Raw genomic sequence first — 18470 nt, 5'->3', positions numbered from 1 at the left:
AAATGCGGTAGTGTTCCGACAATCTAACACACGGACGCCGTCCGTTCTGTTTTCCACTGGAGAATCCCATGGCGCTTGAACGCTCCGACGTGGAAAAAATCGCTCATTTGGCCTGCCTTGGCCTCAATGATGCCGATCTTCCACACATCACTTCGGCCCTGAACAGCATTCTCGGGCTGGTCGACGAAATGCAAGCGGTCAATACCGACGGTATCGAACCGCTGGCCCACCCACTGGAAGCCAGCCAGCGCCTGCGTGCAGACGTCGTGACCGAGACCAATCACCGCGAGGCCTACCAGTCCATCGCACCAGCGGTCGAAAACGGCCTGTACCTGGTTCCGAAAGTCATCGACTAAAGGGAAAGAGCCTGCAATGCATCAATTGACTCTGGCCGAGATCGCCCGCGGACTCGCCGATAAAAAGTTTTCCTCCGAAGAGCTGACCAAAGTCCTGCTGGCGCGCATCGCCCAGCTCGATCCGCAGCTCAACAGTTTCATCAGCCTCACCGAGGACCTGGCGCTGACGCAGGCGAAAGCCGCTGACGCTCGTCGGGCCAATGGTGAGAGCGGCGCCCTGCTCGGCGCGCCGATCGCCCACAAAGACCTGTTCTGCACCCAGGGCATTCGCACCAGCTGCGGCTCGAAGATGCTCGACAACTTCAAGGCACCGTACGACGCCACCGTCGTCGCCAAGCTGGCTGCGGCCGGGGCCGTGACCCTGGGCAAGACCAACATGGACGAATTCGCCATGGGGTCGGCCAACGAGTCGAGCTACTACGGCGCGGTGAAAAACCCGTGGAACCTGGAACACGTGCCGGGCGGCTCGTCTGGCGGTTCGGCGGCGGCGGTAGCTGCTCGTCTGTTGCCAGCAGCCACCGGCACTGACACAGGCGGTTCGATCCGTCAGCCTGCGGCCCTGACCAACCTCACCGGCCTGAAACCGACCTACGGTCGCGTTTCGCGCTGGGGCATGATTGCCTACGCGTCCAGCCTCGATCAGGGCGGCCCATTGGCCCGCACCGCCGAAGACTGCGCGATCCTGCTGCAAGGCATGGCCGGTTTCGACCCGCAAGACTCCACCAGCATCGACGAACCCGTGCCTGATTACAGCGCCGGCCTCAACGGCTCGCTGCAAGGCCTGCGCATCGGCGTGCCGAAGGAATACTTCAGCGCCGGTCTCGACCCCCGCATCGCCGATCTGGTCATGGCCAGCGTTGAAGAGTTGAAAAAGCTCGGCGCGGTGGTCAAGGAAATCAGCCTGCCGAATATGCAGCACGCGATTCCTGCGTACTACGTGATCGCCCCGGCGGAAGCGTCCTCCAACCTGTCGCGTTTCGACGGCGTACGTTTCGGCTATCGTTGCGAAGACCCGAAAAACCTGGAAGACCTGTACAAGCGTTCCCGTGGCGAAGGCTTCGGGCCGGAAGTTCAGCGCCGGATCATGGTTGGCGCCTATGCGCTGTCCGCCGGTTACTACGACGCCTACTACCTGAAGGCGCAGAAGATTCGTCGCTTGATCAAGAACGACTTCATGGCGGCCTTCAATGAGGTCGACATCATCCTCGGCCCAACCACGCCGAACCCGGCCTGGAAGCTCGGCGCCAAGAACAGCGACCCGGTCGCTGCCTACCTGGAAGACGTCTACACCATCACCGCCAACCTCGCCGGTCTGCCGGGCTTGTCCATGCCGGCAGGTTTTGTCGATGGCCTGCCGGTCGGCGTGCAACTGCTCGCTCCGTATTTCCAGGAAGGTCGCCTGTTGAACGTTGCCCATCAGTATCAGCAAAACACTGACTGGCACACCCGCACCCCAACCGGCTTCTGAGGAGAAACACATGCAATGGGAAGTCGTGATCGGGCTGGAGATTCATACCCAGCTCACCACCCGGTCGAAAATCTTTTCCGGTAGCTCCACCACCTTCGGTTCCGAGCCGAACACCCAGGCCAGCCTGGTAGACCTCGGCATGCCCGGCGTATTGCCGGTGCTGAACCAGGAAGCGGTGCGCATGGCGGTGATGTTCGGCTTGGCGATTGACGCCGAGATCGGCCAGCACAACGTGTTCGCCCGTAAAAACTATTTCTACCCGGATCTGCCGAAGGGCTATCAGATCAGCCAGATGGAATTGCCGATCGTCGGCAAGGGCCACCTGGACATCGCCCTCGAAGACGGCACGGTCAAACGTGTCGGCATCACTCGCGCGCATCTGGAAGAAGACGCCGGCAAGAGCCTGCACGAAGAATTCAGCGGCGCCAGCGGCATCGACCTGAACCGTGCCGGCACGCCGTTGCTGGAAATCGTCTCCGAGCCGGACATGCGCAGTGCCAAGGAAGCCGTGGCTTACGTCAAGGCGATCCACGCGCTGGTGCGCTACCTGGGCATCTGCGACGGCAACATGGCCGAAGGCTCGCTGCGTTGCGACTGCAACGTGTCGATCCGTCCGAAAGGCCAGGTCGAATTCGGCACCCGCTGCGAGATCAAGAACGTCAACTCGTTCCGTTTCATCGAGAAGGCGATCAACAGCGAAATCCAGCGTCAGATCGAATTGATCGAAGACGGTGGCAAGGTGATCCAGCAGACCCGCCTGTACGATCCGAACAAGGACGAAACCCGTCCGATGCGCAGCAAAGAGGAAGCCAACGACTACCGTTACTTCCCCGATCCGGACCTGCTGCCGGTAGTCATCGAGAACTCGTTCCTTGACGACGTGCGCGCCACCCTGCCGGAATTGCCACCGCAGAAGCGCGAACGCTTCCAGGAGCAATTCGGTCTGTCGGTCTACGACGCCAGCGTCCTGGCCACCAGCCGTGAGCAAGCCGACTACTTCGAAAAAGTCGCGAGCATCGGCGGCGACGCCAAACTGGCGGCGAACTGGGTGATGGTCGAGTTGGGCAGCCTGCTCAACAAGCAAGGCCTGGACATCGAAGAGTCGCCGGTTTCCGCCGAGCTTCTGGGCGGCATGCTGTTGCGTATCAAGGACAACACCATCTCCGGCAAGATCGCGTGCCGGACCGCTATCGCGAGCAAGTCGAATCGTCGCACCGTCGCTCCCACATTTATTTTTGGAAGCTTTCAAATGAAGCGTCTACTTGGACTTTGCGCCCTCCTCTCGCTCCTGGCCGGTTGCGCCAGCACCGACACCGTCGATCCACACGGCTACGACAAAACCGGCGTGGCTTCGTACTACGGCGCCAAACACCAAGGCAAACGCACCGCCAACGGCGAACGTTTCGACAAGAATTCCATGACCGCCGCCCATCGCCAGCTACCCTTCGGTACACGGGTGAAGGTGACCAATCTGAATAACGACAAATCCTGCGTGGTGCGCATCAATGATCGCGGGCCGCACACCCGTGGCCGCCTGATTGACCTGTCCCACGAAGCCGCCGCGCGCCTGGGCATGCTCAAAAGCGGCACCGCACGGGTTCGCGTACAAGCCCTCGACGACTGACCGATGGAGCCCCGACCATTTTCGGATTAGCCGATTTACCCCTGATCAGCGTGATCGAATTGCTCAGCGGATTGCTCCTGCTGATTGTCGGCGCCGAATTGATGGTGCGCGCTGCAGTACGCATTGCCGCAAGGTTGCACATACGCCCGCTGATCATCGGCCTGACCATCGTCGCCCTCGGCAGCAGCGCCCCGCAGATGGCGGTCAGCCTGCAAGCCACCCTGGCGCGCAACGCCGACATCGCGGTCGGCAGCGTGATCGGCAGCAGCATTTTCAACATCCTCGTCACCCTCGGGTTGTCCGCGCTGATCATTCCGTTGAGGGTTTCCCGACAACTGGTGCGTCTGGATATTCCGTTGATGATCGGCGCCAGCCTGTTGGTGTTCGTACTCGCCTGGAATGAAGAACTGACCCGGGCCGACGGCATGATATTGCTTGCGGCTCTGGCGATTTACCTGGGCTTGTTGCTGCGCCAGTCGCGACACTCGGCACGGCCGGTATCGAGCCATGACCACCACCCGCAAGCGCCATGGTTGAGCAGCCTGCTGATGATCGTCGCAGGACTGGCGATGCTGGTGTACGCCGGGCACTTGTTGCTGGGTGCAGCGGTTGCGGTCGCCACCGATTTGGGGTTGTCGGAGCGGATCATCGGCCTGACCATCGTCGCTGTCAGCACGTCACTGCCTGAGCTCGCCACTTCGTTGATCGCCGCAATGCGCGGCGAGCGCGAGATTGCCGTGGGCAACGTGATTGGCAGCAACCTGTTCAACCTCTTGGGCGTGCTCGGCTTTACCGCACTGGTGGCGCCGTCGCCCCTGTCGGTGTCGCCCAACGCCCTGGATTTCGACCTGCCGGTGATGCTCGGCGTCGCTGCGCTGTGCCTGCCGGTGTTTTACTCCGGCTACCGGGTGACCCGCGCCGAAGGCCTGCTGTTTCTGGGTTTGTACCTGGCCTATGGACTGCACGTGGTGTCGTTCACCACCGGCATGCCACTGGCCGGCAAGCTGGAACACTTGATGCTGTTTTTCGTCCTGCCGGCGTTGGTGGCGTTTTTGCTGTTCACGTCGCTACGCGCCTGGCGTCGCCAACACCATAAGAGGGAAGTCCCATGACCGAGAATAAAAAAACCGGCGTTGAAGTCCGCCGCCAAGTGATGGGCGACGCCTTCGTCGACCGCGCACTGGGCAACGCCACCGAGTTCACCCAGCCGCTGCAGGACTTTGTCAATGAACACGCCTGGGGCGGGGTGTGGAATCGCGAAGGTCTGCCGCTGAAAACCCGCAGCCTGATCACCCTCGCGGCCCTGACCGCACTGAAGTGCCCGCAGGAATTGAAAGGTCACGTGCGCGGTGCGCTGAACAACGGCTGCACTGTGGATGAGATTCGCGAGGCCTTGTTGCATTGCGCGGTGTATGCCGGTGTGCCGGCGGCGATCGATGCGTTTCGGGCAGCGCAGGAAGTGATCGACAGCTATCAGACGCCGAAGTAATCACCATCGCCAGAGTGGTTCGCCGCCCTCGGTAACGCTTGTGCGTTGAACGGTTCAACCACATATTTCGACAATAAAAGACACCCCGCCAACCCTGTTCGCCCACACATCTTTTCGACACACTGCGCCGACAAAAATCCACCAGGGGGGATGGTCGGCGCAGCATCGCTGCAACCAGGACTCGAACCTCTCCCTGCATTACAAGGAAGGTTCTCATGCGATTGAACTCCAGGTTCGTATTGTCGAAATTGATGTTGGCCAGCCTGCTCGTCAGCAGCTCGATACATGCCTCTGCCCAGGCGTGTTTCGAGGCCAGCAATCAAGACTTCAGCGAAGTGCTTGCCTGCTACACGAAAGCCGAAGACGCCAATCCATTGGTTTACACCGCCAAAGGCAACACATCATTTCCAGGTGTGGAAAAGCGCGGTTTCGACCTGTCCTCCCAGCAATGGTCGCCACAAGGATTGGTCAGCCCCGCACAGTGGAAACACACCGTGGACATCTACATCCCGGACAATGCCCTGCGCGGCCAGTCGCTGCTGGTGGCCAATAACGGAACCCCTAACGCAGGGCAAAACAACGCCGACGAGCCGACGGACTTTACCGAAGCCATGGCACTTGAAGTGGCGCGTAAAACACGCACGATTGTCATTTCAGTCAGCAACGTTCCGAACCAGTACCTGACCTATACCGACGACGGCATTGCGCGCACTGAAGATGCCAGCGTCGCCCACAGCTGGAAGCTCTTTCTCGATGACCCGTACCAGCGCCCGTACATGTCGGTGCGCCTACCCATGGTGGTGTCGATGATCAAGGCCATGGACCTCGCGCAAAAGGAGCTGCAACCCTGGGGAATAGACCGTTTCATTGCCAGCGGCGCATCAAAACGTGGCTGGACCACCTGGCTGGCAGCGATTGCCGATGAGCGGATCAAGGCCATCGTGCCGTTTGTGATCGACGTACTGGGCACGGACAGTGTGCTTGAACATACCTGGCAGGCCTACGGAAAGAACTGGCCACTGGCATTTTTTGACTACCATCACGAGGGCATTACCCAACGAATCAAGACTGAAAACTTCGCACACCTGATGAAAATCGAAGACCCGCTAAGCTACTTGCAAACCCGCTATGCCGATCGCCTGGCGATCCCGAAATACATCGTCAATGCCAGCAGCGACGATTTTTTCCTGCCAGACAATTCACAGTTTTTCTTCGATCAGCTACCCGGTCCGAAAGCCTTGCGAATCGCGCCCAATGCGAGCCACTACGGCATCAATCGGTTCGTCGAGAACTCGCTGATACCGGTCATCAATCGCTGGCAACAGGACAAGCCTTTGCCGGTCATTTCCATGCGCTCGAATCCGCACGTTTCAACACAAAGGATGGGGCTGCACTTTTCCGAGGCACCGGTGCGAGTCGTTCAATGGACGGCGATAAATCCGGTCGCCCGGGACTTTCGTCACCCCTGTGGCGTCCAGTACGTGCCTGAAGACGTAAAGCTCACAGACCCGCTCAACGCTGACATGCAGATCGACACACCGGAAAATGGCTGGAAAGCGACCTTTGTCGAAACGACCTTTGTCGATGGCTTCGTCGTGACAACCCCGGTGCAGGTCATGCCCACGCACTATCCGACCCAGGCGCCTCCGGTTATCGAACCGGCGTGCAAAACCCTGGCCGATGAACAGGGGCGCTAAATCCAGCCACCCCACTGCAAGAAGAAGATCCCGATGTTGGTGGTGACAGCCGCCATCAACGTAGTGATCACGATAATCGCCGCCGCCAGTTCGTGATTGCCATCCGCCGCCCGGGCCATGACGAAACTGGCAGCGGCGGTCGGGCTACCGAAGTACAGAAACAGAATCCCCAGTTCCGCCCCACGAAAGCCCCACAGCCATGCCCCCAGCGTCGCCAGCACCGGCAGGCCGATCATCTTCACCAGGCTTGAACTCAGCGCCATGTTACCGCTTTTGCGCAGTGCCGCCAGGGACAGCGTGCCGCCGATGCAGATCAGCGCCAGCGGCAGCGTGGTTTGCGCCAGGTACTGGCCGGAGGTCTCCAGCCAGCCGGGCAAGCCGATCTTGAAATAGGCGAAGGGTGCAGCCGCAATCACGCTGACGATCAGCGGATTGCTGAACACGCTTTTGCAGATGCTCCAAGGATCGGATTTGATCACCGGACTGTAGACCGCCAGCACGATAGTCGAGAGGGTGTTGTAAAACAGGATCACCAGTGCCGCGAGGATCGCCCCGAGGGAAATCCCGTAGTCGCCGTACATGCTGGCCGCCAGCGCCAGGCCGATGACCCCGTTGTTACCGCGAAAGGCGCCCTGGGTGTAGATCCCGCGATCTTCCCGCGGGCACTTCCAGATCGCCCAGCCCCAGGCAATGGCAAAACACACCAGCGTCGCCACGGAGAAATAGATCAGCAGCGCCGGCTGCAATGCCGCGCGCAGGTCAGCATGCAGGATGCCCAGAAACAGCAACGCCGGCATGGTGACGTTGAACACCAGTGCCGACGCCGTGTGGATGAAGTTGTCGTTGATCCAGTCGATGCGCTTGAGCAGCACCCCCAAAAACAGCATGGCAAACACCGGCGCGGTGATGTTCAGGGTTTCGAGGAAAATTGCCAGCATGCCGGGAGGACCTTGGGGTGGGCGTCGTTAGGGGGCTAATGATAAGCCACACGAGCGCATTAAGATCAAAAGATCGCAGCCTGCGGCAGCTCCTACAGGGAAAATCGTGCTCTGTAGGAGCTGCCGCAGGCTGCGATCTTTTCCCGGGCAATGCAGTATCAGGTGATCGGCGCCGGGTTGAACAAGGTGATGTCGTTATGCAGCTTGTGCTGCTCGGCCCATGTCTGTTTCTTGCCGCTGGCCACATCCAGGTAGTAATGGAACAGCTCCCAGCCCAGTTCCTCGATCGATGCGCGCCCGGTGGCAATACGCCCGGCGTCGATATCGATCAGGTCAGGCCAGCGCTGCGCCAATTCAGTCCGGGTCGATACCTTGACGACCGGGGCCATGGCCAACCCGTAAGGCGTACCACGACCGGTGGTGAACACATGCAGGTTCATCCCCGCCGCCAGCTGCAAGGTCCCACAGACAAAGTCACTGGCCGGGGTCGCGCAGAAGATCAGGCCTTTGCGTTTGAAGCGCTCGCCAGGGCCAAGCACGCCATTGATCGCGCTGCTGCCGGACTTGACGATCGAGCCCAAGGACTTCTCGACAATGTTCGACAACCCGCCCTTCTTGTTGCCCGGCGTGGTGTTGGCGCTACGATCTGCTTCACCCTTGGCCAGGTAGCGGTCGTACCAGTCCATTTCCCGCACCAGTTCCTGGGCGACGTCCTGGTTTTCCGCGCGGGAGGTCAGCAGATAAATGGCATCGCGCACTTCGGTGACTTCGGAAAACATCACCGTCGCACCGGCCCGCAGCAGCAGGTCCGAGGCATAACCGAGTGCCGGGTTGGCGGTGATACCGGAGAACGCATCACTGCCGCCGCATTGCATGCCCAGGATCAGCTCGGACGCCGGCACGGTTTCCCGGCGACGCTGATCGAGCTTCTTCAAGCGCGTCTCGGCCAGTTCCATGATCTGCTCGATCATCTCGGTGAAGCCGTGGCTGGAGTCCTGCAAGCGGTACAACCATGGCTCGCTGAGATCCACCGAGCTGTCGTTGTCGTGCATCACCTGCCCGGCCTGCAATTTCTCGCAGCCCAGGCTGATCACCAGGGCTTCGCCGCCCAGGTTCGGGTTGCGGGCCAGGTTGCGCACGGTGCGGATCGGGATGTATGCGTCAGTCGCAGTGATCGCCACGCCACAGCCGTAGCTGTGGGTCAGCGCCACCACGTCATCGACGTGTGGGTACTTGGGCAGCAACTCATCCTTGATGCGCTTGACCGCATGATCCAGCACCCCGGTCACGCACTGCACGGTGGTAGTGATGCCGAGAATGTTGCGCGTGCCGACGGTGCCGTCGGCGTTGCGATAACCCTCGAAAGTGAAGCCTTCCAGCGGTGCCTGCGCGGMCGGCACATCGGTGGACAGCGGCAGGCTGTCCAGCGGTGGCGCGGTCGGCATGCGCAGTTGATCTTCCTTGACCCAACTGCCACGGGGAATCGGCTGCAAGGCATAGCCAATGACCTGGCCGTAACGAATCACCTGGCCACCTTCGGGAATGTCTTCCAGGGTGACCTTGTGGCTCTGCGGCACGAAGTCCAAGGTGACCAGGCCGTCCGCAAACTCGGTACCGGCTGGTACGCCCTGATCATTGACCACGATGACCACGTTATCCCGCTCGTGCAGGCGGATGTAGCGCGGCGAGTCGGAATGTTCAATCAACTGCATGACGCCGCTCCTCAGGAATGCGCTTGAGACAATTTGCCAGGGGCTTCAGAACCGTTCGCTGGTGGCTCTTTGAGCACCACACGCTTGATCGGGCCCACGATGACCAGATAGCTGAACACCGCGACCAGTGCGTTGCAACCGACGAACACCAGTGCCCACTTGAACGACCCGGTGGAGCTGATGATGTAGCCGATGACGATCGGGGTGGTGATGGACGCAAGGTTACCGAAGGTGTTGAACAGGCCACCGCTCAGGCCGGCGATCTGCTTCGGCGAGGTGTCGGACACCACCGCCCAACCCAGTGCACCCACGCCTTTGCCGAAGAACGCCAGGGCCATGAAGCCGACCACCATCCATTCAACATCCACGTAGTTGCAGGCCACGATGCTGCTGGAAACCAGCAGGCCGGCAATGATCGGCGCCTTGCGGGCGAAGGTCAGGGAATGGCCTTTGCGCAGCAGGTAATCGGAAATCACCCCGCCGAGCACACCACCGATGAAGCCGCAGATCGCCGGCAAGGACGCGATGAAACCGGCCTTGAGAATGGTCATGCCGCGTTCCTGCACCAGGTACACCGGGAACCAGGTCAGGAAAAAGTAGGTGATGCCGTTGATGCAGTATTGGCCCAGGTATACGCCGAGCATCATGCGGTTGGTCAGCAACTGCCGGATGTAGTCCCACTTCGGACCATCGGTCTTCTTGCCTTTGCCCTTGTCCTGGTCCATGTCGACCATGCCGCCGTTGTCGGCGATGTGCTTGAACTCGGCATCATTGATCATCGGGTGCTGACGCGGGCTGTGGATAACCTTCAGCCAGATCCCGGAGAAGATGATGCCGATCACGCCCATGACGATGAACACGTGCTGCCAGCCGAAGCTGTAGACGATCCAGCCCATCAGCGGTGCAAACAGTACCGTGGCGAAGTATTGCGCCGAGTTGAAGATCGCCGAGGCAGTGCCGCGCTCAGCGGTCGGGAACCAGGCCGCTACGATACGTGCGTTGCCAGGGAAGGATGGCGCTTCAGCCAGGCCCACCAGGAAGCGCAGCATGAACAGCGCAACCACTGCCGTGGACATGCCGAACTCGCCGACATAGCCCTGCAGCACGGTGAACAGTGACCAGGTGAAGATACTCAACGCGTAGATTTTTTTCGAACCGAAACGGTCCAGCAGCCAGCCACCGGGGATTTGCCCGGCCACGTAGGCCCAACCGAATGCGGAGAAGATGTAGCCGAGGGTAACGGCATCAATGCCCAGGTCTTTCTGCAGGCTGGAGCCGGCGATTGCGATGGTAGCCCGGTCGGCGTAGTTGATCGTGGTCACCAGAAACAGCATGAGCAGGATCAAATAGCGGACGTGAGTCGGCTTTTGGGTCGATTGCATGTAGATGTACTCCCACTGATTATTTTTATGCGGGGTGAATCTTTGGTTGTTCCCCGTAGGAGCTGTCGAGTGAAACGAGGCTGCGATCTTTTGATTTTTAAAAGCAAAGATCGCAGCCTGCGGCAGCTCCTACAGAGGTATTGCGGTGAATCAACCGATGTAGGCAGTCTTCACAACGGTGTAAAACTCTTGCGCATAGCGACCTTGCTCACGTGATCCATAGGATGAACCTTTACGCCCACCGAACGGAACGTGGTAATCCACGCCGGCCGTCGGCAGGTTGACCATCACCATCCCTGCCTGGGAGTGGCGCTTGAAGTGGTTGGCGTACTTCAAGGACGTGGTAGCGATGCCCGCCGACAGACCGAACTCGGTGTCGTTGGCCATGGCCAGGGCTGCTTCGTAATCGGCGACGCGGACGATGTTGGCCACCGGACCGAAGATCTCTTCACGGCTGATGCGCATCGAGGCTTCGCTGTCGGCAAACAGGGTTGGCGCGAGGAAGTAGCCTTCGGTATCGCAGGTCACCAGACCACCGCCGCTGACCAGACGTGCACCTTCGGACTGGCCGATGTCGATGTACTTCATGTCCTGTTCAAGCTGAGCCTGGGAAACCACCGGACCGATGTCGGTACCTGCCTTCAATGCATGGCCGACCTTGATCGACTTCATGCGCTCGGCCATGGCTCCGACAAACTGGTCGTGGATGCCGGCGGTGACGATAAAGCGGCTGGAAGCGGTGCAACGCTGGCCGGTGGAGTAGAACGCGCTCTGTACCGACAATTCGACCGCTTGCTTGAGGTCGGCGTCGTCGAGAATGATCTGCGGGTTCTTGCCACCCATTTCCAGCTGAACCTTGGCCTGGCGCGATACGCAGCTGACGGCGATCTGACGACCCACGCCCACGGAACCGGTGAAGCTGATGCCATCGACTTTCGGGCTGTTGACCAGTGCATCGCCCACCACGCGACCACTGCCCATCACCAGGTTGAACACACCGGCCGGGAAGCCTGCGCGGGAGATGATTTCGGCCAGGGCCCAGGCGCAACCCGGAACCAGGTCCGCCGGCTTGAGCACGACGCAGTTGCCGTAGGCCAGGGCCGGAGCGATTTTCCATGCCGGGATGGCAATCGGGAAGTTCCACGGGGTGATCAGACCGACCACGCCAAGGGCTTCGCGAGTGACTTCAACGTTGACGCCCGGACGCACCGACGGCAGATAGTCACCGGAGAGGCGCAGGCACTCGCCGGCGAAGAATTTGAAGATGTTGCCGGCGCGGGTCACTTCACCGATGGCTTCAGGCAGGGTCTTGCCCTCTTCCCGGGCCAGCAGGGTGCCGAGCTCTTCGCGACGGGCGAGGATTTCAGTGCCGACTTTATCCAGCGAATCGTGACGTGCCTGGATGCCCGAAACGGACCAGGCCGGGAACGCGGCGCGAGCAGCGTCGATGGCGGCGTGGACCTGAGCCAGATCGGCTTTGGCGTAGTTGCCAATGGTGTCGGTCAGTTCGGACGGGTTGATGTTGGCGCAGTAATCACTGCCCGCGACCCATTCACCATTGATGTAGTTATCAAAACGCTTTGCTTCTGCCACGAGATGTTCTCCTCACGCAAAAGGCCGCTGATTACTCAGCGGCCTTGTTAAATCGGATGTGTTATTGCGCACCTTGCTTGTCGATCAGCGCGGCGAGCATTTCGTACTCTTCGCCGGTCAGATCGGTCAGCGGTGCGCGCACAGGACCTGCGTCGTAGCCGGCAATTTTTGCCCCGGCCTTGACGATGCTCACGGCATAACCAGCCTTGCGGTTACGGATGTCCAGGTACGGCAGGAAGAAGTCGTCGATGATCTTGCCGACGGTGGCATGATCTTCACGAGCGATCGCGTGGTAGAAGTCCATCGCGGTTTTCGGGATGAAGTTGAACACAGCCGAGGAGTAGACCGGTACGCCCAGGGCCTTGTAGGCGGCGGCGTAGACTTCGGCGGTCGGCAAGCCACCCAGATAGCTGAAGCGATCACCGAGGCGGCGACGGATCGACACCATCAACTCGATATCACCCAGGCCATCCTTGTAGCCGATCAGGTTCGGGCAGCGCTCGGCCAGACGTTCCAGCAACGGCGCGGTCAGGCGGCAGACGTTACGGTTGTAGACCACCACGCCGATGTTGACCGATTTGCACACGGCTTCAACGTGGGCGGCAACGCCGTCCTGGCTGGCTTCGGTCAGGTAGTGCGGCAGCAGCAACAGACCTTTGGCGCCCAGACGCTCGGCTTCCTGAGCGTATTCGATGGCTTGACGGGTCGAACCGCCCACGCCAGCCAGAATCGGCACGCTGGTGGCGCAGGTGTCGACGGCGGTCTTGATGATTTCCGAATATTCGCTGGCCGCCAGAGAGAAGAACTCACCGGTGCCGCCCGCAGCGAACAGCGCCGAGGCGCCGTATGGGGCCAGCCATTCGAGACGCTTGATGTAACCCGCGCGATTGAAGTCGCCCTGAGCATTGAAATCGGTGACCGGGAAAGACAGCAGACCGGCAGAGAGGATGGACTTCAGTTCTTGTGGATTCATTATTCGAACACCCTGGGTAGCGACGTTATGTGTGAGAAAACCGTTCAGCTTGCGCCGAAGTTGTAGGTCATCGTACAACTTAAAATACAACCGTCAACTGCATTTCATCGCGCAGGGTGAAAATTGTTCGACAAGAAAGGCTGTCGGCCTGAGTTTTAGCGGGTTTTCGCGAGGGAAGGACAGTTGCGAGCACCGTGATAAACGGTCGCTTGAGAGATACGTTGTCGGAAGATGCGGGAAAGCTACTGGATTTGTTTTATGGCTTACGGCCCTATCGCGAGCAGGCTCGCTCCTACAGTGATCTTCAGTGTTGCGAGATCCACTGTAGGAGCGAGCCTGCTCACGATAGCGGTAGTTCAGACGATGGAGGACAAGGGTAGATTACTTACCCCCGCTGCGCCTCAGCCTCTTCATGGGCATGACGCAACCGTTCACGGCTGTTGGTCAGGTGCAAACGCATGGCCGCCCGCGCCGCATCGGAATCCTGACGGGCAATGGCGTCGTAGATTTCCTCGTGCTCACGGCTCAGGCGACTCATGTAGTGCTGCTGGTCGTCATGGGCCAGGCGCGCGGAATTCAGCCGGGTGCGCGGAATGATGCTGGTGCCCAGGTGGGTCATGATGTCGGTGAAGTAGCGGTTGCCGGTGGACAACGCGATTTCGAGGTGGAAGGCGAAGTCCGACGCCACGGCATCACTGGCATGAGCGGCGCTTTCGTTCAACGCATCGAGGGCGGCGCGCATGTTGGCCAGTTGCTCCGGACTGCGGYGTTGCGCCGCCAGCCCGGCAGACTCCACTTCGAGACTGATGCGCAGCTCCAGGATCGCCAGCACATCTCGCAAGGTCACCACGGTCGCCGGGTCGATACGGAAACCGCTCGGGCTCGGCGTGTCGAGCACGAAGGTGCCGATACCGTGGCGGGTTTCAACCTGCCCCGCCGCCTGCAAGCGGGAAATCGCTTCGCGCACCACGGTGCGGCTGACGCCATGGGCATCCATGATGGCCGACTCGGTGGGCAACTTGTCGCCACGCTTGAGATGACCGTCGCGGATCTGCTCGGACAGCACCGTCACCAGTTCCTGAGCGAGGCTGCGGCGCTTGCGTGGGAGGCGTGGTGCGTCGTTCGGGTTTTCCATGGTGAACATCTGTCTCGAAAAGTTCGGCTGCTGAAAGCGCATCATAGCGCAACGCGGTTGTACGATCACCACACCCCTGTAGGAGCGAGCCTGCTCGCGATGGAGGTTAACGATAACGCGTGCTTTCTGAATAAACGCGGCGCTTTCAAGTCCATCGTCGGAGCGCCGCCCGGAGCAAGCTCGCTCCTACAAGGTTTTGCGGTGTTCAGGCGGTCACGGCCTGGTCCACCAGATGGCCATTCTCGATACGGATGTGCCGTGGGTGGAAGCGCTTCAAGCTGCTGCGATGGCCGACGCTGACAATGCTCAACCCCGGCAACTCGTCGATCAGCGCCTGATACAGCGTGGCCTCGTCCTCTTCGTCCATCGCCGAGGTCGCTTCGTCCATATACAGCCATTGCGGTGCATAAAGCAGCGCACGGGCAAAGGCCAGGCGCTGCTGCTCACCCGGGGACAACATGCGCTGCCAGTGGTTGGCTTCGTCGAGACGGGCAATCAGGTGCGGCAAGCGACAGGTTTCCAAGACCTGCACGTAGCGTTCGTTCGGATAGATATCGCCAGCCTGTGGATAACTGAGAACATCACGCAGGGTGCCAATCGGCAAATACGGTTTTTGCGGCAGGAACAGGTAACGCGCCGCTGGCAGGCGAATACTGCCGTGGCCGGCCGGCCACAAAWGGCCCATCGCCCGCAGCAAGGTCGACTTGCCGCTGCCGGAACGACCGCTGAGCATCACACGGTCGCCCTCCTCCACGGTCATGTCGGCGTTGGTCAGCAGGTGACGACCTTCAGCCAGGTCGAGGCCGAGGTTGTGCACCTTCAGCACCGAGCCCGAATTCTGTACGTCGATGGCCGGCGCACGCTCTTCGTTGTCACGCATGGCCTGGTGGAAGCTCAGCAGACGATCGCAGGTGGCGCGCCAGGAAGCGAGGCTCTGGTACGCGCTGATGAACCAGCTGAAACTCTCCTGCACATTGCCAAATGCCGAGCTGATTTGCATCAGCTCGCCCAGTTCGATCTTTCCGGAGAGGTAACGCGGCGCGGCAACCATGAAGGGGAAAATGATGGCGGCCTGACTGTAACCGGCGGTGAAGAATGTCAGGCGCTTGGACACCTTCATGATGTCCCAGAAGTTATGCCAGACCATCCCGAAGCGACTGCTCAACCGACGATTTTCGTTCGGCTCGCCGTTGTACAACGCGATGCTTTCGGCATTCTCGCGAATCCGCACCATGGAGAAACGCAGGTCGGCTTCGAAGCGTTGTTGCTGGTTGTTCAGGCCGATCAGGCGACGACCGATCAAATGCGTCAGCCAACTGCCCACCACGGCGTAAACCAGCACGCACCAGAACATGTAGCCGGGAATGGTGATGCCGAATACTTCAATGCTGCCCGACACGCCCCACAGAATGATCGAGAACGACACCAGGCTGACGATATTGCGCAGCAACCCGATCCCCAACTCAAGGGTGTTGGAGGTGAAGTTGTTGAGGTCTTCGGAAATCCGCTGGTCCGGGTTATCGGTGTAACCGCCCTGCTCGAGCTGGTAGTAGTTTTTATCACCCAACCAGCGAGTGAAATGCTTTTCGGTGAGCCATGCCCGCCAGCGGATCGTCAGCATCTGCGTCAGGTACTGGCGGTACACCGCACCGACGATCGCCACCGCCGCAATCGCGCAGAAGTACAGGATCAGTTGCCAGAACGCCGCCTCGTCCTTCTTTTGCAGGGCGTTGTAGAAGTCCTTGTACCAGGTGTTGAACCACACCGAGATCCCCACACTGATCAGCGACAACGCAATCACCGCGATCAGCAGCGTCCAGGCCTTGACCTTCTCCTCGCTGCGCCAGTAAGGCGTGATCATCGCCCACACTTTGCGAAAAAACTGCCCGCGCACGGCGTCGTTGACCGCGGAATACTCAGCGTTCTGATTCATGGATAAGGCTCGATAGAGAAAAGAACACGCACGAACCGATCATAGATGATCGGTTCGGTTTGTCGTGAGATACGGCCTGCATTCGTTCAGCGCAGGTTCAGCGACGAACGGGACGCTTCTGCAGTTTGCGCTGCAGGGTGCGACGGTGCATGCCCAGGGCACGGGCCGTGGCCGAGATGTTGCCTTCGTGCTCGGTCAGCACGCGCTGGATGTGCTCCCACTGCAGGCGGTCCACGGACATCGGGTTTTCCGGCACCAGGCTGTCGAGGTCAGCGTGTTCGGACAGCAGCGCCGCCAGCACGTCGTCGGCGTCCGCCGGTTTGCACAGGTAGTTGCAGGCACCGCGCTTGATCGCCTCGACGGCGGTGGCAATGCTCGAATAACCGGTGAGGATCACCACGCGCATTTCCGGGTCCATTTCCAGCAACTTGGGCAGCAGCACCAGGCCCGAATCGCCGTCCATCTTCAGGTCCAGGGCGGCGTAATCCGGCAGATCGGCCTTGGCCAGTTCCAGGCCTTCTTCGGCGGAACTGGCAGTGCTGACGCGAAAACCGCGGCGGGCCATGGCGCGGGCCATGACGCGGGTGAACGTGGCGTCGTCATCGACCAGCAGCAAATGCGGCAGTTCTTCGCCTTCGACTTGGATCTCTTCACTCATGTTCGTCTCCTCGGGCGACACGGGGCAGGCGCAGCTCGGTGAGCGTGCCGCCTTCCTCATGACTGTAGAGTTTCACTGAGCCGCCGGCGCGTGTCACGCTGGCCTTGCTCAAAAACAGGCCCAGGCCGAAGCCTTTGCCCTTGGTGGTAAAAAACGGTTTGCCGATTTGCTCGGCGATGGCCAGCGGCACACCGGCGCCATGGTCACGGATGCTGATGGTGAGGTTTTCCCAATCCCAGTCCAGCGTCACTTGCAGCCCTTCGGGGCAGGCATCGGCGGCGTTGTTCAATAGATTCAGCAAGGCCTGGGTCAAGTCCGGCGGCGGCGCCATGCGCGGTACTGCGCCCTGGCCGAGGCGCTGGAAGCGATAACTGGCTTCCGGGCGCATCAGGTGCCAGCGATTGAGGGCTTCATCAAGCCAATCGGTGACGTCCTGCATCTCCACCGCCAACCGGCGATTGGCCTCGGCGGCGCGCACCAGATGCTGCAAGGTCTCTTTACACAACTTGACCTGATCCTGCAGCACGCTCAGGTCATCCTGCAACATCGGGTCATGGTGGTCCTGACGCATTTCCTTGAGTAGCACACTCATGGTCGCCAGCGGCGTGCCCAGTTCATGGGCCGCACCGGCGGCCTGGGTGGYGACGGCCAGCAGTTGCTGATCGCGCAAGCCTTCTTCGCGACGAATGGCGCGCAGCTCTTCCTGACGGCGCAGCTCTTCGGCCATGCGCGCGGCGAAGAACGTGATCACTGCGGCGGCGAGGGCGAAGCTCAACCACATCCCGTACACCTGCAGGTTTTCCCGAGCGATCGGAAAGGTTTGCAGTGGGTAGAACTGTGCCAGCAACAGCGTGTACATCGTCAGCGCGATACCCGACAGGATCACCGAATAACGCCATGGCAACGTCACCGCGGCAATGGTCAGCGGCACCAGGTAATAGGAGACGAAGGGGTTGGTCGAGCCGCCGGAGAAATACAGCAAGGCGCTGTGGATAAACAGGTCGCAGGCCAGTTGCACGGCGTATTCGAGCTCGGTCACCGGCCACGAAGTACGCAGGCGAATCGCCGTGAACACGCACAACAGCATCGAACAACCGAGGGTCGCGGCCAATTGAAACCAGGGCAGTGGCAGCAATTGGAGCCAGTAGGCCAGGCCCACGGAACCGGCCTGGGCGGCCAGCACCAAGGTGCGGATGAACGTCAGCCGCCAGAGGTTCTGGCGAGTGGCGGAAGTGATTTGAACGGGGGCGAGCATGAGCTCTCCTGATGAGCGCTCCAGGCGGATCGCAGGGAGTATAACCAAGCGCGGGGGCTGACAGGCAAAAGTGCGGCAAACGGCCACATGTAGGAGCTGGCTTGCCAGCGATGGACGTTAACGATRACGCGCGCATTCAGGATAAACGCGGCGCCCAGGACTCCATCGCTGGCAAGCCAGCTCCTACAAACAGCGAGCAGCAGCCATGCATCTGTATAGAAGTTGTAACTGTGCGAACCGGAGCATAAAAGCTAGAG

The 18470-nt window shown here is 60.3% G+C and carries 15 protein-coding genes and 1 pseudogene; 7 read left to right on the top strand and 9 right to left on the bottom strand.

Going from position 1 to position 18470, the window contains the following annotated elements; translation table 11 throughout:
- Positions 1-68 precede the first annotated feature (68 nt).
- From gatC to AC1DVH_RS08455, 7 genes and pseudogenes are all read left to right on the top strand, one after another.
- Positions 69-356, top strand: coding sequence for an Asp-tRNA(Asn)/Glu-tRNA(Gln) amidotransferase subunit GatC (gatC, locus tag AC1DVH_RS08485; RefSeq protein WP_007901429.1), 288 nt, complete (start codon positions 69-71; stop codon positions 354-356).
- Between the two features lie 16 nt (positions 357-372).
- Complete coding sequence (gene gatA, locus AC1DVH_RS08480; RefSeq protein WP_477753405.1) at positions 373-1824, top strand: Asp-tRNA(Asn)/Glu-tRNA(Gln) amidotransferase subunit GatA; 1452 nt, start codon at positions 373-375, stop codon at positions 1822-1824.
- Positions 1825-1834: 10 nt separating this feature from the next.
- Positions 1835-3031, top strand: a pseudogene (gene gatB, locus AC1DVH_RS08475) (Asp-tRNA(Asn)/Glu-tRNA(Gln) amidotransferase subunit GatB); the annotation flags it as partial.
- Between the two features lie 42 nt (positions 3032-3073).
- The gene (locus AC1DVH_RS08470; protein WP_442095881.1) at positions 3074-3448 is read left to right on the top strand and encodes a septal ring lytic transglycosylase RlpA family protein; all 375 of its coding nucleotides are present in this window, start codon (positions 3074-3076) and stop codon (positions 3446-3448) included.
- Positions 3449-3498: 50 nt separating this feature from the next.
- Positions 3499-4560: a calcium/sodium antiporter gene (locus tag AC1DVH_RS08465; RefSeq protein WP_477753404.1), complete on the top strand. Its 1062-nt coding sequence runs from the start codon at positions 3499-3501 to the stop codon at positions 4558-4560.
- Entirely contained in the window at positions 4557-4937 is a 381-nt protein-coding gene (locus AC1DVH_RS08460) for a carboxymuconolactone decarboxylase family protein (RefSeq protein ID WP_477753403.1), read from the top strand. The genes AC1DVH_RS08465 and AC1DVH_RS08460 overlap by 4 nt, the downstream gene beginning before the upstream one ends.
- Positions 4938-5152: 215 nt before the next feature.
- On the top strand, positions 5153-6634 hold the full coding sequence (locus AC1DVH_RS08455; protein ID WP_477753402.1) for a PhoPQ-activated pathogenicity-related family protein: 1482 nt from the start codon (positions 5153-5155) through the stop codon (positions 6632-6634).
- Here AC1DVH_RS08455 and AC1DVH_RS08450 read toward each other — a convergent pair.
- The 9 genes from AC1DVH_RS08450 to AC1DVH_RS08410 form a co-directional block, all read right to left on the bottom strand.
- Positions 6631-7572 carry an AEC family transporter gene (locus tag AC1DVH_RS08450; protein WP_477753401.1) on the bottom strand — a complete coding sequence of 314 codons (942 nt, stop codon included), beginning with the start codon at positions 7570-7572 and terminating at the stop codon, positions 6631-6633. The genes AC1DVH_RS08455 and AC1DVH_RS08450 overlap by 4 nt on opposite strands.
- 158 nt (positions 7573-7730) lie before the next feature.
- Complete coding sequence (gene garD / locus AC1DVH_RS08445; RefSeq protein ID WP_477753400.1) at positions 7731-9284, bottom strand: galactarate dehydratase; 1554 nt, start codon at positions 9282-9284, stop codon at positions 7731-7733.
- Between the two features lie 11 nt (positions 9285-9295).
- Positions 9296-10666: an MFS transporter gene (locus AC1DVH_RS08440; protein ID WP_477753399.1), complete on the bottom strand. Its 1371-nt coding sequence runs from the start codon at positions 10664-10666 to the stop codon at positions 9296-9298.
- Between the two features lie 150 nt (positions 10667-10816).
- Positions 10817-12259 carry an aldehyde dehydrogenase family protein gene (locus tag AC1DVH_RS08435; protein ID WP_477753398.1) on the bottom strand — a complete coding sequence of 481 codons (1443 nt, stop codon included), beginning with the start codon at positions 12257-12259 and terminating at the stop codon, positions 10817-10819.
- 61 nt (positions 12260-12320) lie between these two features.
- The gene (gene kdgD, locus AC1DVH_RS08430; RefSeq protein ID WP_007981458.1) at positions 12321-13232 is read right to left on the bottom strand and encodes a 5-dehydro-4-deoxyglucarate dehydratase; all 912 of its coding nucleotides are present in this window, start codon (positions 13230-13232) and stop codon (positions 12321-12323) included.
- Positions 13233-13617: 385 nt separating this feature from the next.
- The gene (locus tag AC1DVH_RS08425) at positions 13618-14367 is read right to left on the bottom strand and encodes a FadR/GntR family transcriptional regulator (RefSeq protein ID WP_477753397.1); all 750 of its coding nucleotides are present in this window, start codon (positions 14365-14367) and stop codon (positions 13618-13620) included.
- Positions 14368-14572: 205 nt separating this feature from the next.
- Complete coding sequence (locus AC1DVH_RS08420; protein ID WP_477753396.1) at positions 14573-16300, bottom strand: ABC transporter ATP-binding protein/permease; 1728 nt, start codon at positions 16298-16300, stop codon at positions 14573-14575.
- A gap of 97 nt (positions 16301-16397) precedes the next feature.
- Positions 16398-16958, bottom strand: a complete 561-nt coding sequence (locus AC1DVH_RS08415) for a response regulator transcription factor (RefSeq protein WP_007981466.1) — start codon at positions 16956-16958, stop codon at positions 16398-16400.
- The gene (locus tag AC1DVH_RS08410; RefSeq protein WP_477753395.1) at positions 16951-18213 is read right to left on the bottom strand and encodes an ATP-binding protein; all 1263 of its coding nucleotides are present in this window, start codon (positions 18211-18213) and stop codon (positions 16951-16953) included. Before AC1DVH_RS08410 ends, AC1DVH_RS08415 begins: the two co-directional genes overlap by 8 nt.
- Positions 18214-18470: the final 257 nt, after the last annotated feature.

Source organism: Pseudomonas sp. P4_C3 (assembly GCF_056402075.1).
The sequence above is the reverse complement of the archived record's forward strand: the minus strand, read 5'-3'. Positions and strand labels throughout refer to the sequence as shown.